Genomic DNA, 14,617 nt, shown 5'->3' on the forward strand with positions numbered 1-14,617 from the left:
GCGTCGAGCTTCTCGGGCTCGGGCTCGGGCTCGCGCTCGGCCGCAGCGGCCTTCTTCGAGGCCCGCAGGCTGGTGAACGTGGTGACGGCCAGCACCACCACGATGAAGCCCAGCGAGAACGGGATGCCGATCTCCGGAACGTTCGCCCCGGCCTCGTGCGCGGCGTGCAGCACCAGCTTCACGCCGATGAAGCCGAGGATCACCGACAGGCCGTACGACAGGTGGACCAGCTTCTTCAGCAGGCCGCCGATCAGGAAGTACAGCTGGCGCAGCCCCATCAGGGCGAAGGCGTTGGCCGTGAAGACGACGTACGGGTCCTGGGTGAGGCCGAAGATGGCCGGGATCGAGTCCAGGGCGAACAGCACGTCCGTGGTGCCGATCGCCAGCATCACGATCAGCATCGGGGTGATCAGCCGGCGGCCGTTCTCCCGGATGAACAGCTTGGTGCCGTGGTACTTGTCGGTCGACGGGAAGCGCTGCGTGATGGACTTGAGCAGGCGGTTCTCCTCGAACTCCTCCTCCTCTTCCTCGGCCCGGGCCTCCTTGATCAGCTTCCAGGCCGTCCAGATCAGGAAGGCGCCGAAGATGAAGAACACCCACGAGAACTGGGAGACCAGCGCCGCACCGCCGGCGATGAACACCGCCCGGAGCACCAGCGCGATGATCACGCCGAACATCAGCACGCGCTGCTGGTAGATCCTCGGCACCGCGAACTTGCCCATGATCAGGATGAACACGAAGAGGTTGTCGACGCTGAGCGACTTCTCGGTGATGTAGCCGGCGAAGAACTCACCGGCCGGCTGGGCGCCGGAGTGCCACCAGAGGAACCCGCCGAAGATCATTGCCAGCACGACCCAGACGGCCGTCCAGATCCCGGCCTCCTTGATCGAGACCTCGTGCGGCTTGCGGCCACCGATGAAGAAGTCGGCCACGATCAGCGCGATCAGCACACCGATCGTGGTGACCCACATGGTTACGGAAACGTCCACTACTGCTCCTCCGGCAGGTAGGCGAGACAGTCATCGTCACTTGCCGGAGGTCTCTTCCGCCCATCGGGCCAGCGCCCCGGGGTGCCACGACGGGCACCCGTGATGACGGGGTCGGCTGTCGAGGAATACTCCCCTCCGCTGCCGTCAACAGTAACAGGGAAGGCAAAGAAAGGTAAAGAAGGTAAAGGACCGTCAGAGGTAGGGCTCGATCGCCGGCAGCAGGTCCTGGAAGGTGCGCCCCTTCGCCGGGGCGCCGATCGCCTGCATCTCCCAGCCGCCGTCGCCGTCCCGCACCACCTTGGCCATGATCTGCCCGGTGTGCGGCCCGCCGCCCGCCAGCTCGTAGCGGGCCAGTTCCAGCCCGGTGGTCTCGTCCACCAGGCGGCAGTGCGCCCGCTGCACCTCGGCGAAGGTCTGCCCGGTGTAGGAGCTCACCGTGAACACCACCTGGGTGATGTGCGGCGGCACGTGCATCAGGTCGACCAGGATCGCCTCGTCGTCCTCGTGCCCCGAGCCGCCCTCCAGGTTGTCCCCGGTGTGCCGGACGGAGCCGTCGTTGCTCTCCAGGTGCTGGAAGAACACCACGTCGGACGGGGTCCGCTCGGCGTACAGCAGCGCCGAGGCGTCCAGGTCGATCGTCCTGGTGCGGCTGCCGAACAGGCCCCGCTTGGGGGCGGCCTGCCAGCCGAGGCCCATCCGGACCACGGTCAGGGCCGCGCCCGCCCCCTTCTGGAGGCTGACCCGCTGCCCCTTGGCAAGGTTCACCGACACGACGTTGTCCTCTCTGCCGGCCACGCGGTCGCTGCCGCCCGGCTCCCCGGTGGAACACCCCGTCGCCGTCCCCCGGCTGAGGCCCCCCTCTACTACGGCCCGCGCCCGTCCCGTGGGCGCGATGCCGCAGGCCAGCCTAGGCCCTGCGACACCCCGACCTCCCCAGGGTTTCCCCGTTTGTGGCAAGGCTGAGACACCGCCGGGCTTGACCGGTGCCATTCCGGCCAAGCCCGGACCCCGCCCTCTGGTCGGCTACGCCACACCCGCCTCGCGCATCTGCCGCAACTCCTTCTTCAGCTCCTTGACCTCGTCCCGGAGCCGGGCCGCGACCTCGAACTGCAGATCGGCGGCGGCCGTGTGCATCCGGTCGGTCATCTCCTGGATCAGGTCCGCCAGCTCGGCGGCCGGCAGGGACTTGGCGGGCTTGCGCTCCGCGCCCAGCGACGGCACCGGGGCCTTGCCCTTGCCGCGGTAGCCGGTGGACAGCAGCTCGTCGGTGTCCACGTCCTCGCGGGCGAGGGTGTCCAGGATGTCGCCGATCTTCTTCCGCAGCGGCTGCGGGTCGATCCCGTGCTCCTTGTTGTAGGCCTGCTGCACGGCCCGCCGGCGGTTGGTCTCGTCGATCGCCTTCTCCATCGAGGGCGTGATCCGGTCCGCGTACATGTGGACCTGGCCGGAGACGTTGCGGGCCGCGCGGCCGATCGTCTGGATCAGCGAGGTGCCGGAGCGCAGGAAGCCCTCCTTGTCCGCGTCCAGGATCGCCACCAGCGACACCTCGGGCAGGTCCAGGCCCTCGCGCAGCAGGTTGATGCCGACCAGCACGTCGTACCGGCCCGCCCGCAGTTCGCGCAGCAGCTCCACCCGGCGCAGGGTGTCCACGTCGCTGTGCAGGTACCGGACCCGGATGTCCAGGCCGAGCATGTAGTCGGTGAGGTCCTCGGCCATCTTCTTGGTCAGCGTGGTGACCAGCACGCGCTCGTCCCGCTCGACCCGCCGGCGGACCTCGTGCACCAGGTCGTCGATCTGGCCCTCGGTCGGCTTGACGATCACCTCGGGGTCGATCAGGCCGGTCGGGCGGATGATCTGCTCGACCTGGCCGTCGCCGCGCGACAGCTCGTACGGGCCGGGCGTCGCCGACAGGTACACCGTCTGGCCGATCCGCCCCAGGAACTCCTCCCACTTCAGCGGGCGGTTGTCCATCGCGGACGGCAGCCGGAAGCCGTGCTCGACCAGGGTGCGCTTGCGCGAGGCGTCGCCCTCGTACATCGCGCCGATCTGCGGGACGGTGACGTGCGACTCGTCGATGACCAGGAGGAAGTCCTCCGGGAAGTAGTCGAGCAGGGTGTTCGGCGGGGAGCCGGGCTCGCGGCCGTCGAAGTGCATCGAGTAGTTCTCGACGCCCGAGCAGGTGCCGATCTGGCGCAGCATCTCGATGTCGTACGTGGTGCGCATCCGCAGCCGCTGGGCCTCCAGCAGCTTGCCCTGCTTCTCCAGCCTGGCGAGCGTCTCCTCCAGCTCCTTCTCGATGCCGGTGACCGCGCGCTCCATGCGTTCGGGGCCGGCCACGTAGTGCGAGGCGGGGAAGACGTACACCGACTCGTCCTGGCTGATGATCTCGCCGGTGAGCGGGTGCAGGGTGTACAGGGCCTCGATCTCGTCGCCGAACATCTCGATCCGGACGGCGAGCTCCTCGTAGACCGGGAAGATCTCGATGGTGTCGCCGCGCACCCGGAAGGTGCCGCGGGTGAAGGCGACGTCGTTGCGGGCGTACTGGATGTCCACGAAGCGGCGCAGCAGGTCGTCCCGGTCGATCTCCTGGCCGATCCTGAGCGGCACCATCCGGTCCACGTACTCCTGCGGCGTGCCGAGGCCGTAGATGCAGGAGACGGACGCGACCACGATCACGTCCCGGCGGGTGAGCAGCGAGTTGGTCGCCGAGTGCCGCAGCCGCTCGACCTCCTCGTTGATCGAGGAGTCCTTCTCGATGTAGGTGTCCGTCTGCGGGACGTACGCCTCGGGCTGGTAGTAGTCGTAGTACGAGACGAAGTACTCGACCGCGTTGTTCGGCAGCAGTTCGCGGAACTCGTTGGCCAGCTGGGCGGCCAGCGTCTTGTTCGGCGCCATCACCAGGGTGGGCCGCTGCAGCTTCTCGATCATCCAGGCCGTGGTGGCCGACTTCCCGGTGCCGGTGGCACCGAGCAGCACGACGTCCTTCTCCCCTCCCCTGATCCGCCGCTCCAGCTCGGCGATCGCCGCCGGCTGGTCGCCGTTCGGCTGGAAGGGACTGACGACCTCGAAGGGCGCCACGGACCGCTCAATACTCGTGATGGGACGCACGACTCCACCGTACGACCCACCACTGACAGGAGGTGCCGGTTCGCTCAGGCCGCGTGCGCCTCGAAGCTCATGGCCGGCTCGCGGGCAGGGTCGATGCGGACGACCGAGTCGAAGGCGGCGGCGAGGCGCCCTCAGCGGGAGGTCACGGCTCAGGCCTTGGCGCTGTCCCGGGCGAGGGCGACGAGGCGGGAGATCGCGCGCAGGTACTTCTTGCGGTAGCCGCCGCGGAGCATCTCCTCCGGGAAGACCCGGTCGAAGGGCAGGCCCGAGGCGGTGATGGGGAGTTCGCGGTCGTACATGCGGTCGGCGAGCACCACCAGGCGCAGGGCGGTGGACTGGTCGTCGACCTGGTGCACGCCGCGCAGGCAGACGGCGGTGACGTCGTCCAGCAGCGCGCCGTAGCGGCTGGGGTGGACGGCGGAGAGGTGGGCGAGCAGGGCATCGAAGTCGTCCAGGGAGGCGCCGGGGGTGCCGACGGCGGCGACCTCGACGGCCTCGTCGGAGTACGGCGGCGGGGCGTCGGGCAGGCCGCGGTGGCGGTAGTCCTGGCCGTCGATCCGCATCGGCCGGAAGTGCGCGGACAGGCCCTGGATCTCGCGCAGGAAGTCGGCGGCGGCGAAGCGGCCCTCGCCGAGCTTCTCGGGCAGGGTGTTCGAGGTGGCGCACAACTTGACGCCGTTGTCGACCAGGCGGCCGAGCAGGGTCGAGACCAGCACGGTGTCGCCCGGGTCGTCCAGCTCGAACTCGTCGATGCAGAGCAGCGTGTGCCCGGAGAGGGTCTGCACCGCCTGCTGGAAGCCGAGCGCGCCGACCAGGTTGGTCAGCTCGACGAAGGTGCCGAAGGCCTTGGGGCCGGGGGCCGTGTGCCACAGCGAGGCGAGCAGGTGGGTCTTGCCGACGCCGTAGCCGCCGTCGAGGTAGACCCCGGCCGGGCCGGTGGGCGCGGGGGCGGAGCGGCGGAACCAGCTGCGCTTGGGTGCCGAACCGTTTCCTCCGGAGAGGGTGGCCGCGAACTGCTCCAGGACCTGGACGGCCTCGTACTGGCTCGGCTGGGTCTGGTCCGGGATGTACGACCCGAAGCTCACGCCCGCGAACCGGGGCGGCGGGACCATCTCGGCGACCAGCCGCTCGGCGGGCACCACGGGGCGGCGGTCGGTGAGCGCGATCGGGGAGCCGGCCGCGCCAGCGGTGGCTATGGACTCGGTCGCGGTGTCGGGGCGGGAGGCTGCGGGCACATCAGTAGAGGGTACGCCTGGTCCCGGCCGCCTCCGAACCGTCTCCGGGCGACGCCCGGTGGAACACTGAGGGCATGCAACAGTTGATCAGCCCGCTGGGTGCGCCGGTCTCCGATCCGGCCGCGCTGGAGTCGCTCGCCGCCGTGTACGCGTACCCCGAACAGGTGAATCGGGGCCGTCCGTGGCTGCGCGCCAACATGGTGTCGGGCCTGGACGGCGGGGCGCGGCTCGACGGCCTCTCCGAAGGGCTCTCCGGCGACGCCGACAAGCGGATCTTCGGGGTGCTGCGCGCCCTGTCCGACGTGGTGCTGGTGGGTGCGGAGACGGTCCGCGCGGAGGGCTACCGACCGGCCCGGGCCCGCAAGGAGTTCGCGGCGGCCCGGACGGCGGCGGGCCAGGCGCCGGCCCCGGTGATCGCGGTCGTGACCCGCTCGCTGCAGCTGGACCTGACCGCGCCGCTGTTCACGGAACCGCTGGTCAGGACGGTGGTGATCACCACCGAGGACGCCCCCGCGGAGCGTCGCCGGGCGGTCGCCGAGGTGGCCGACCTGGTGCTCGCCGGCACCGGTTCGGTGGACCTGCGGGCGGGCGTGGCGGCACTGGCCGAACGGGGCTGGACGCGGCAGCTGACCGAGGGCGGCCCGCGGCTGCTGGGGCAGTTCGCGGCGGCGGGCCTGCTGGACGAGCTGTGCCTGTCGCTGGCCCCGCTGCTCACCGGCGGCGACGCGCCGCGCATCCTCCACGATGCGCAAATGCCTGACGTGCAGCGGATGCGACTGGTCTCATTGATCGAGCAGAAAGGATTCCTCTTCACCCGCTACCTGCGTCACCCGGGTTCGGAATGACCCCGTGACCCCCCGGTCGTGATGCCGTTATGCGATGCCGGGGCCCGGGGGCCGGCCACTGGAAGGGACTCACGTGTTCAAGACGGTACTGATGATCGAAAAGGCTCTCTCCGACGCGGACGTGGAGCTCGTCACCACGCTCCACAGCGACGAGGAGGTCTCCTTCGTCGTCCTCATGCAGCCGCGCGGCAGGCAGGACGAGCTGCTGCGGGCACTGGACGACGTCGCCCTCGGCCACCTCGACAAGGTGAGGCACGAGCACGACGAGTCCGAGACCGGGCCGACCGTGGCCACCGAGTCGCTGGAGCACAGCCTGCGCCACCTGCGCTCGGCCGGGGCCGAGGCGGTGGGCGAGCTCGTCGAGGACAAGCCCCTGGAACGGCTGCGCGCGGTCGTCGAGGAGCACCGGGCGGACGAGGTGGTGGTGCTCACCTCACCGCACTTCGTGGAGGAGTTCTTCCACCGCGACTGGGCCTCCCAGGCCCGGCACAAGGTGGGGGTCCCGGTGCTGAGGCTGTTCGCCAGCGACTCCTAGACGAGCCCTGGGGACCGCCGCCCGCGGGCGGGAGGTCCGGCGACGGACCCCGGCTCCGCGCGCCGGTGGTGCAGAATCGTCCTTGCGGTCCGCCCGCGAGGACGGTTCTGACGTGCGTGACGTGTGTGACGTCCCTGACGTCCGTGCCGTCGACGCGCACCGAACCGTCCGCCCGACCTGTCTGCCCCCGCCCGTACGGAGCCACGCCTTGAACGACGCCGCGCACGACCTGCACGCCCCGCACTTCATCGGCATCGGCGGCGCCGGGATGTCCGGCCTGGCGAAGATCCTCGCAGTGCGCGGTGCCAGCGTCTCCGGCAGCGACTCCAAGGAGTCCGAGACCGTCCTCGCGCTGCGCGCCCTCGGCGCCACCGTGCACGTCGGCCACGCCGCCGAGCACGTGCCGGACGGCACCAGCAGCGTGGTCGTCTCCAGCGCGATCCGCGCCGACAACCCGGAGCTGGCCACCGCCCGCGAGCGCGGCATCCCGGTGGTGCACCGCTCCGACGCGCTGGCCGCGCTGATGGGCGGCCGCCGCGCGCTCGCGGTCGCCGGCACCCACGGCAAGACCACCACCACCAGCATGCTCGCCGTCGCCCTCGGCGAGCTGGGCCTGGACCCGTCCTACGCGATCGGCGGCGACCTCGACGCCCCCGGCTCCAACGCCCACCACGGCACCGGCGAGGTCTTCGTCGCCGAGGCCGACGAGAGCGACCGCAGCTTCCACAAGTACGCGCCCGAGGTGGCGATCGTGCTCAACGTGGAGCTGGACCACCACGCCAACTACGCCTCGATCGACGAGATCTACGAGTCCTTCGAGACCTTCGTCGGCCGGATCGTCCCCGGCGGCACCCTGGTGGTCTCGGCCGACCACGACGGCGCCCGTGAGCTGACCTCCCGGGTGGCCGGCCGCGAGGGCCTGAACGTGGTCACCGTCGGCTCCGCCGAGGACGCCGACGTGCGCGTGCTCTCGGTGGTCGCCCGCGGAATGACCAGCGAGGTCACCGTCGTCCTGGACGGCACCGAGCTGACCTTCACCGTCTCGGTGCCCGGCCGCCACTACGCCCACAACGCGGTCGCCGCGCTGGCCGCCGGCGTCGCGCTGGACGTCCCGGCCGCCGACCTGGCCAAGGCGCTCGGCGCCTACACCGGCGTGCGCCGCCGCCTGCAGCTCAAGGGCGAGGCCGCCGGCGTCCAGGTGATCGACTCCTACGCCCACCACCCGACCGAGATGACCGCCGACCTGGAGGCGATCCGCGAGGGCCTGGAGGGCGAGGGCCGGGTGCTGGTGGTCTTCCAGCCGCACCTGTTCAGCCGCACCCAGCAGCTCGCCGAGGAGATGGGCCGGGCCCTGGCGCTGGCCGACGCCTCGGTGGTGCTGGACATCTACCCGGCCCGGGAGGACCCGATCCCGGGCGTCACCAGCGAGCTGATCATCGACGCCGCCCGCCGGGCCGGCGCCGAGGTCACCGCCGAGCACTCCTTCGCCGCCGCCCCCGCCCTGCTGGCAGGCCTCGCCCGCCCGGGCGACCTGCTGCTCACCATGGGCGCGGGCGACGTCACCAACCTCGGGCCCGAAATTCTCGAACACCTCGCGAACGTTGCCTCCAACGTCTGACGTACGTCCACCGCGACCGGGAGCCGTGATGAGCTACGAGATCGAGAAGTCCGACGCCGAGTGGCGCGCCCAGCTCAGCCCCGAGGAGTACCACGTGCTCCGCGAGGCGGGCACCGAGCGCCCGTTCACCGGCGAGTACACCGACACCAAGACGGTCGGCGTCTACGGCTGCCGGGCCTGCGGCGCGGAGCTGTTCAGCTCCGAGACCAAGTTCGACAGCCACTGCGGCTGGCCGTCGTACTTCGCGCCGCTGGCCGAGGACCGGGTCCAGTACATCGAGGACACCTCGCTCGGCATGCGCCGGGTGGAGGTGCGCTGCGCGCGCTGCGGCGGGCACCTGGGGCACGTCTTCGAAGGCGAGGGCTACGGCACGCCGACCGACCAGCGCTACTGCATCAACAGCATCTCGCTGACGCTCAAGCCGGCCGAGTAGCGGCGGCCGCACCGAGGGCCCGGACACCACTCGCGGTGTCCGGGCCCTCGGGCCGTCCGGGCGCTACCCGGCGACCGGCTCGAAGCGGACCGGGAGGTGCACCAGGGCGCGGTGGAACGGGCCCGGGCGCCAGAGCAGTTCCTCGGCCGGGGCGGCCAGTTCGAGGTCGCTGAGCCGACTGCCGAGCTGCTCGATCGCGGTGATCGAGATCAGCAGGGCCGGGTCCCGGGCCGGGCAGGCGTGCGGGCCGGCCGCCCAGGCCAGGTGGGCGCTCTCCCCGCTGCGCAGCGCGCCGGCGTCGTCGGTGGGCGGCGCCGCCTGGGAGTTGGCGGCCGCGTAGGAGACCAGCAGGAGGGTCCCGGCCTTGATCTCGCGGCCGTGGAAGACGATGTCGTAGCGCGGGTAGTGGGCGGAGAGGTTCGCCAGCGGCGGCTCGTGCCAGAGCACCTCGTCGATCGCCTGGTGGGCGGTCATCGCGCCACCGAACAGCGAACCGGCGTAGCGGGCGTCGGTGAGCAGGCGCAGCAGGGCGTTGCCGATCAGGTTGGTGGTCGGCTCGTGCCCGGCGATCATGGTCAGGGTGATCTGGCGGATCGCCTCGTCGTCGTCCAGTCCGAGCGGGTGGGTGACGAACCAGGAGGCGAGGTCGTGCCGGGGGCGCGCGCGGCGCTCGGCGACCATGGCGGTGACGACCGCGAGCAGCTTCCCGTACGCGGCGCCGGCCTGCGCGGTGGACTCGATCAGCCCGGTGATCGCGGCGACCACCTCGGCGTGCTGCGCCTCGGGCACCCCGAACCAGGTGGTGAGCACGGAGGCGGGCAGCTGGCGGGCGTACTCGGCGATCAGGTCGGCGCGGCCGACCGCGGCGAAGCGGTCGATCAGCCGGTGGGCGGTCTCGGCGACCTGGCGCTGCAGCCGGTGCGGTTCGAACAGCGCGAGGGCGTCGGTGATCACCGCGCGGTAGCGCGCGTGCGTCTCGCCGTCGCTGAACAGGGCCGTCGGACGGTAGCCGAGGACCGGCAGCAGCGGGGAGTCCGGCGGCACGGTCCGCTGCCAGGCGCGGGAGTCCTTGGAGAAGGTGTCGCTGTCGCGCAGCAGGTCCAGGGCGGCCTGGTAGTCGGTGACCAGCAGGGCCTCGACGCCGGGCGCGACCTCCACCGGGGCGACCGGGCCGTGCCGGCGCAGCCGCTCGTAGACCAGTTGGGGGTCGGCGGCGAAGACCGGGCCGTGGATCGGGGTCGGGCGGGTCTCGACGGTCACGGGCGCTCCTGGGTGGCGGTGGAGGCGGCGGCGGGCAGGGCGTCGAGGACGTGCTCGGCCAGGGCGATCAGCGCGTCCAGGCTGGCCTCGCGCTCGCGGGCGTCGCAGAGCAGCAACGGGGTGGCGGGGTGCAGGTCCAGGTGCGCGCGGAGCACCTCGACCGAGTGGACCGGCGCGTCCGGGAAGCAGTTGACGGCGACGGCGTACGGCAGGCCCTGCTCCTCGACCATGTCCATGATCTCGAAGGAGTCGGCCAGCCGGCGGGTGTCGGCGAGCACCAGGGCGCCCAGGGCGCCCCGGGCGATGTCCTGCCAGAGCGGGAAGAACCGGCGCTGGCCGGGGGTGCCGAACATGTAGAGCACGACGTTGCCGGGCAGGGTGAGGCGGCCGAAGTCCACCGCGACGGTGGTGGTGGTCTTCTCGGGCAGGCCGGCGAGGTCGTCCACCGGCCGGCCGGTCTCCGTCATCGCCTCCTCGGTGTGCAGGGTGGCGATCTCGGAGAGGGTGCGGATGAGCGTGGTCTTGCCGACGCCGAACGGGCCGGCCACCACCAGCTTCATCAGGGTCTGGTCCCGGTCGGGCAGGTAGCCCACCCGGTCCGGCTGGTCGGCCGAGCGGTCGGCGGGCCGTCCGACGGGCTGGTCGACCGGGTCGCCGGCCCGGTCACCGGAGCGCACGGAGTCCAACGAGGAGCCTCTCGACGAGGGAACGGTCGGTCTGCTGGGCGGGCGGGATCGGCGCGCGGGCGTGCAGGCAGCCCGCCTCGACCAGATCGGCCGCGAGGAAGACGGTGGCGCTGACCGGCAGGCGCAGGTGCGCGGCGGCCTCCACCACGGTCAGCGCGCCGGGGCGCAGCAGTTCCCAGAGCCGGCGGTGTTCGGGTTCGAGCCCGGTCGGCGGTTCGGCGCGGTCGGCGAACAGGACGGTCAGCCGCTCGAAGCCCTCGGTGCCGGGGCGGCTGCGGCCGCCGGTGGCCAGGTAGGCGGGCACCATCCGCCTGCGGGGGACGGCGGTCATGACCGGGCTGTGTCGTCGTCCTGTCGCCGGGACGGGCTCGCGAGCGCGCGGCCCAGCGCGGCGACCTGCACCTGCATCTGGTAGGACACGTTGCCGAGTTGGGCGTCCGGGGTGGTGAACACGGCGAGCGAGGTGTTCTCCCCGGCCGGGACCACGATGGCGTAGCCGAGGTCGGACTCCACCACGGTCTGGGCCAGCCGGGGCCGCTCGGAGTCGGTGAACGCGGTGGTGAACGCGCGGGCGGAGGCGTGCACGGTGGCGGTCATCGCGGCGACCCGCTCGGCGGAGGCCCGGCCCAGGCCCGCCGAGGCGCCTTCGACCAGGCCGTCCCCGGTGGCGATGACCGCGTGCAGCACCCCCGGCAGCTCCAGCAGCGGGGTCAGCACCCACGAGATCTCGTCGGTGGCGGTCGGGCTGGGCGAGCTGCTCACTGCTCGGCTCCTTCTAAGGTCGTCGGGCCGGTGGCGTGGTCACCGGTGGGGCGGTCGGCGGTGGTGTCGCCGGGGATGGTGGGCGTGCTGGTTCCGGTTCCGGTGCTGCAGGCGGGGCTCGTGCCGGCCCCGGTCGCGGCGCTCCCGCGGGCGGCCTCGGCGACGGCGGCGCGGCCGGAGTCGGTGCCCCGCTGCAGCGCCTGCCAGTGGGCGGCGGCCCGCTCGGGGGTGCGGCCGGGTACCGGGGTGGTGGCGGAGGCGGAGGCGGAGGCGGCGGCGGTGGGCGCACCGGTCTCCTCGGCGGCCAGCGGGCGGCGGCGCCGCCGGGTGGGCAGGCCGGTGCCGTCGTCCGCCGGGGAGTCCGGGAAGTCCGGGGTACCCGAGGCGTCGAGGCCGCCCGAGGAGGCCGGACGGCCCGGGAGGGGCGGGAAGCCCGGTGAGCCCGGTGAGCCCGGTGAGCCCGGTGAGCCCGGTGAGCCCGGTGAGCCCGGGACGCCTGCCGGGCCGGCGGCGTTCGCGGCGTCCGCACCGCCCGCGCCCGGGTCGGGCACCACGTGGATGGCGGGTGCCGGGTGCGGTCCGGGCTGGTTGTGGCGGTCGGCGAGCTGCGGGCCGTCCTGCTCGTCGGTGTCGCGCATCGGCGGTACCGCGGCGACGGCGGGCGCGAGGACGGGCCCGGAACCCGCCCGCAGCGGCAGCGGGGTGAGCACCGACAGCGGCTGCTCGTCGTCGACGACGGTCACCAGCCCGGCCGGGATGCGCAGGATGGTCCGCATGCCGCCGTACGGCGAGGGCTCGATGTGGCAGGCGAAGCCGTACTGGCGGGCGAGCTTGCCGATCACCGCGAAGCCGGTCTTGGGCGGGTTGCCGAGCTCGGTGAGCAGGAGGTCCGGCGGGCCGGCGAGCAGTCGGCGGGCCCGGCGCAGCTGGTCCTCGTCCATGCCGATGCCGCTGTCGTCGACGATCACCAGCGCGCCGCGGCCGCCCTGCTGGACGGTCACCGGGACGTCGGTCTCCGGGTGGGAGTAAGCCGTGGCGTTGGCGAGCAGTTCGGCGATGGTGACGGCGATCGGCTCCGCGGCCCGGGCGACCACGGCGAGCCGCTGCTCGCGCAGGTGGTTGGCGACCTTGATCCGGGCGTAGCCGGGCACCCGGGACAGCGCGCCGACGACGACCTCGGCGAGCGGCGAGTCGGTGCGGGCCAGGCCCGGCCAGGCCTCGCAGAGCACCGCGACGGTCTGGATCCGGCGCAGCGCGACCTCGTTGCGGAAGTCGACCTCCAGCAGCCGGGGGTCGTCGTTGTCGTGCTGGAGTTGCTGGACCAGGCTCTGGATCTGGTAGAGCAGGGTCTGGATCCGGGAGGTGGCGCCGCGCATGGCGGCGCGGGCGGCGGCGTCGACCCGTTCGCGCTCGTCGGCGAGGGCGGCGGCGGTGGCGTCGAGGACGGACTGCAGCGCCCGGACGGCCTCCGGGCCGACGGTCTGCGGGGCCAGCGGGCCGACCAGCGGGGCGTTGGTGTGGGTGAGCCGTACGGCGGTGGCGGCGACCCGTTCCTGGGCGAGGTGGCCGATCTCGGCGAGCAGCGCGGCGGCGCGCGCCTCGGCGGCGGCGAGGCGGTGGTCGGCCTCCTCGGCGCGGGCGGCCGCGGCGGCGCCCTGCCGGCCGGCGTCCCGGACGGCGTCCTGCGCCTCCAGGGCCGCCTCCTGCGCTTCGCGGACGGCGTCCTCGGCGGCGCGGGTGCGGCCCTCGGCCCGCCGGGCCTCGTCGGTGGAGCGCCGCGCGGTCTCCTGCGCCTCGCGCAGCTGCTGCTCGGCGCGGGCGAGGCGGCCCTCGGCGACCCGGGCGCGCTCCTCGCCCCGGGTGAGCGCGGTCTCGGCGGCCGCGGCCCGGGCGACGGCCCCGGCCCGGCCGCGGGCGAGCAGGACCGTGGCCACGGCGGCGACCAGCGCCAGGGCGGTCAGCGCGATCTGCGTCATCGGAGTCCTCGGGGTGCGGGCGGGTCGGGCCGGGCAGGGGTGGTTCCGGGCCGGGGCCCGGGCCGGTTCCGGGGTCGATTCCGGCGGCCGGTTCCGGGCCCGGGGTCAGTTCCGGGCGGTGCGCGGGCGCGGGATCCGGGCGGCGGCGTCCTCGGCCAGCTCCCGGGCGACCAGGGCGACCTGTCCCATGGCGTCCAGCACGCCCGGCGTCGCCGAGCCGTCCAGGTGCCGGTACTCGGCCGCGACGGTGAGCACCAGCCGCTCGGGCAGGCCGAGTTCGGGGTGGCGCTGCTCGGCGATCACCCGCCGGGCGGCGTCCAGGGCGGGTATCCCGGCGGCGTGCAGGGAGTGGGCGCGGTCGCGGACGTACGTCAGGTAGCCGATGTGCTCGTGGACGCCCGCGCGGTCGAGCACCGGGCCGTGGCCGGGGACGAAGATCTCCGCGCCGGTGGCCAGGGCCTGCTCACAGGCGCCGATGACGTTCTCCAGCGGGCCGGCCCAGTGCGAGGGGTGGTCGCCGGGCTGCTCGGGCGTCGAGGAGAAGATCACGTCGCCGGTGAACACCGCGCGCTGGTGCGGGAGGTGGACCATCAGGTCGCCGCCGGTGTGGGCGGCGGGCAGGCTGGTGATCTGCACGGGGTAGCGGCCGATCCGCAGCTCCAGCTCGCCGGTGAAGACGGTGTCCGGGTGGACCGGGTCGGTGGCGGACCAGTCGAAGCGCCCGAAGTGCTCCTTGAGGTAGCCGCCGAGCGGGGAGTCGGGGTCGCTGTCGGCGACCAGCGCGTGCTGCTGCTGCGGGGTGGGCTCCCAGTGGATGTGCTCCAGCGCCTCGCGGGTGGCGATCACCTCGGCGTCCGGCACCACCCCGGCGCCCCACAGGTGGTCGCCGTTGGCGTGGGTGACGACCACCCGGTCGACCTCGACCCCGGCGGGCATCAGCCGGCGGCTCGCGGCGAGGAACTCCCCGGCCATCGAGGGGTCGTAGGGGGTGTCGATCCAGAGCGCGGTCGTCTCGGAGACCAGCAGGCCGCAGTTGGCCAGGCCCCAGCCCCGCTTCGGGGGGAGCCACACGTACAGGTCCTCGGCAATCGCGCTCACGTTCGCGCGGTTGATCGTCATGTGCGCGATTATGCCCATGATGTGTCAAGAGCGGGGCAAAACCTGTACGAC

General features: G+C 72.9%; 14 protein-coding genes. 4 read left to right on the forward strand and 10 right to left on the reverse strand.

All coding sequences use genetic code 11. From position 1 onward, the window contains the following. The 4 genes from ACFV04_RS08655 to zapE all read right to left on the reverse strand — a co-directional run. Positions 1–989 (reverse strand): TerC family protein (locus ACFV04_RS08655; RefSeq protein WP_380527722.1); only part of this gene is annotated, 989 nt, incomplete at its 3' end. Between the two features lie 192 nt (positions 990–1,181). Then, positions 1,182–1,760, reverse strand: a complete 579-nt coding sequence (locus ACFV04_RS08660) for a TerD family protein (RefSeq protein WP_380339043.1) — start codon at positions 1,758–1,760, stop codon at positions 1,182–1,184. Positions 1,761–2,012: 252 nt separating this feature from the next. Further along, on the reverse strand, positions 2,013–4,097 hold the full coding sequence (gene uvrB, locus ACFV04_RS08665) for an excinuclease ABC subunit UvrB (protein WP_380527727.1): 2,085 nt from the start codon (positions 4,095–4,097) through the stop codon (positions 2,013–2,015). A gap of 149 nt (positions 4,098–4,246) precedes the next feature. Then, positions 4,247–5,293 (reverse strand): cell division protein ZapE, encoded by a 1,047-nt coding sequence (zapE, locus tag ACFV04_RS08670; protein WP_380527824.1) that lies wholly within the window; start codon positions 5,291–5,293, stop codon positions 4,247–4,249. A gap of 113 nt (positions 5,294–5,406) precedes the next feature. Here zapE and ACFV04_RS08675 point away from each other — a divergent pair, with 113 nt between their 5' ends. The 4 genes from ACFV04_RS08675 to msrB all read left to right on the forward strand — a co-directional run bounded on the left by ACFV04_RS08675 (position 5,407) and on the right by msrB (position 8,763). After that, positions 5,407–6,177 carry a pyrimidine reductase family protein gene (locus ACFV04_RS08675; protein WP_380527729.1) on the forward strand — a complete coding sequence of 257 codons (771 nt, stop codon included), beginning with the start codon at positions 5,407–5,409 and terminating at the stop codon, positions 6,175–6,177. A gap of 73 nt (positions 6,178–6,250) precedes the next feature. Continuing rightward, complete coding sequence (locus tag ACFV04_RS08680; RefSeq protein ID WP_360255912.1) at positions 6,251–6,712, forward strand: indole-3-glycerol phosphate synthase; 462 nt, start codon at positions 6,251–6,253, stop codon at positions 6,710–6,712. 208 nt (positions 6,713–6,920) lie between these two features. After that, entirely contained in the window at positions 6,921–8,330 is a 1,410-nt protein-coding gene (gene murC / locus ACFV04_RS08685) for a UDP-N-acetylmuramate--L-alanine ligase (RefSeq protein WP_380527731.1), read from the forward strand. 28 nt (positions 8,331–8,358) lie between these two features. Next, positions 8,359–8,763 (forward strand): peptide-methionine (R)-S-oxide reductase MsrB, encoded by a 405-nt coding sequence (gene msrB / locus ACFV04_RS08690; protein ID WP_380339026.1) that lies wholly within the window; start codon positions 8,359–8,361, stop codon positions 8,761–8,763. A gap of 63 nt (positions 8,764–8,826) precedes the next feature. Here msrB and ACFV04_RS08695 read toward each other — a convergent pair whose 3' ends face one another. The 6 genes from ACFV04_RS08695 to ACFV04_RS08720 form a co-directional block, all read right to left on the reverse strand. Continuing rightward, the gene (locus ACFV04_RS08695; RefSeq protein ID WP_360255919.1) at positions 8,827–10,023 is read right to left on the reverse strand and encodes a cytochrome P450; all 1,197 of its coding nucleotides are present in this window, start codon (positions 10,021–10,023) and stop codon (positions 8,827–8,829) included. Then, positions 10,020–10,583, reverse strand: a complete 564-nt coding sequence (locus ACFV04_RS08700; protein WP_380339139.1) for an ATP/GTP-binding protein — start codon at positions 10,581–10,583, stop codon at positions 10,020–10,022. Before ACFV04_RS08700 ends, ACFV04_RS08695 begins: the two co-directional genes overlap by 4 nt. 103 nt (positions 10,584–10,686) lie before the next feature. Continuing rightward, positions 10,687–11,040 (reverse strand): DUF742 domain-containing protein, encoded by a 354-nt coding sequence (locus ACFV04_RS08705; protein WP_380339021.1) that lies wholly within the window; start codon positions 11,038–11,040, stop codon positions 10,687–10,689. Beyond that, positions 11,037–11,471 carry a roadblock/LC7 domain-containing protein gene (locus ACFV04_RS08710; RefSeq protein WP_380527734.1) on the reverse strand — a complete coding sequence of 145 codons (435 nt, stop codon included), beginning with the start codon at positions 11,469–11,471 and terminating at the stop codon, positions 11,037–11,039. The genes ACFV04_RS08705 and ACFV04_RS08710 overlap by 4 nt, the downstream gene beginning before the upstream one ends. Continuing rightward, positions 11,468–13,447, reverse strand: a complete 1,980-nt coding sequence (locus ACFV04_RS08715) for an ATP-binding protein (RefSeq protein WP_380527736.1) — start codon at positions 13,445–13,447, stop codon at positions 11,468–11,470. The genes ACFV04_RS08710 and ACFV04_RS08715 overlap by 4 nt, the downstream gene beginning before the upstream one ends. Positions 13,448–13,552: 105 nt before the next feature. Continuing rightward, positions 13,553–14,566, reverse strand: coding sequence for an MBL fold metallo-hydrolase (locus ACFV04_RS08720; protein WP_380527738.1), 1,014 nt, complete (start codon positions 14,564–14,566; stop codon positions 13,553–13,555). Positions 14,567–14,617: the final 51 nt, after the last annotated feature.

The organism is Kitasatospora sp. NPDC059599, from assembly GCF_042735125.1.
In the GTDB taxonomy this organism is placed as follows: domain Bacteria; phylum Actinomycetota; class Actinomycetes; order Streptomycetales; family Streptomycetaceae; genus Kitasatospora.

Coding starts and splice junctions, on each gene's coding strand:
- ACFV04_RS08705 (WP_380339021.1), bottom strand. CDS start 11,040: ATGACCGCCGTCCCCCGCAGGCGGATGGTGCCCGCCTACCTGGCCACC.
- ACFV04_RS08675 (WP_380527729.1), top strand. CDS start 5,407: ATGCAACAGTTGATCAGCCCGCTGGGTGCGCCGGTCTCCGATCCGGCC.
- ACFV04_RS08720 (WP_380527738.1), bottom strand. CDS start 14,566: ATGACGATCAACCGCGCGAACGTGAGCGCGATTGCCGAGGACCTGTAC.
- ACFV04_RS08700 (WP_380339139.1), bottom strand. CDS start 10,583: ATGAAGCTGGTGGTGGCCGGCCCGTTCGGCGTCGGCAAGACCACGCTC.
- ACFV04_RS08715 (WP_380527736.1), bottom strand. CDS start 13,447: ATGACGCAGATCGCGCTGACCGCCCTGGCGCTGGTCGCCGCCGTGGCC.
- msrB (WP_380339026.1), top strand. CDS start 8,359: ATGAGCTACGAGATCGAGAAGTCCGACGCCGAGTGGCGCGCCCAGCTC.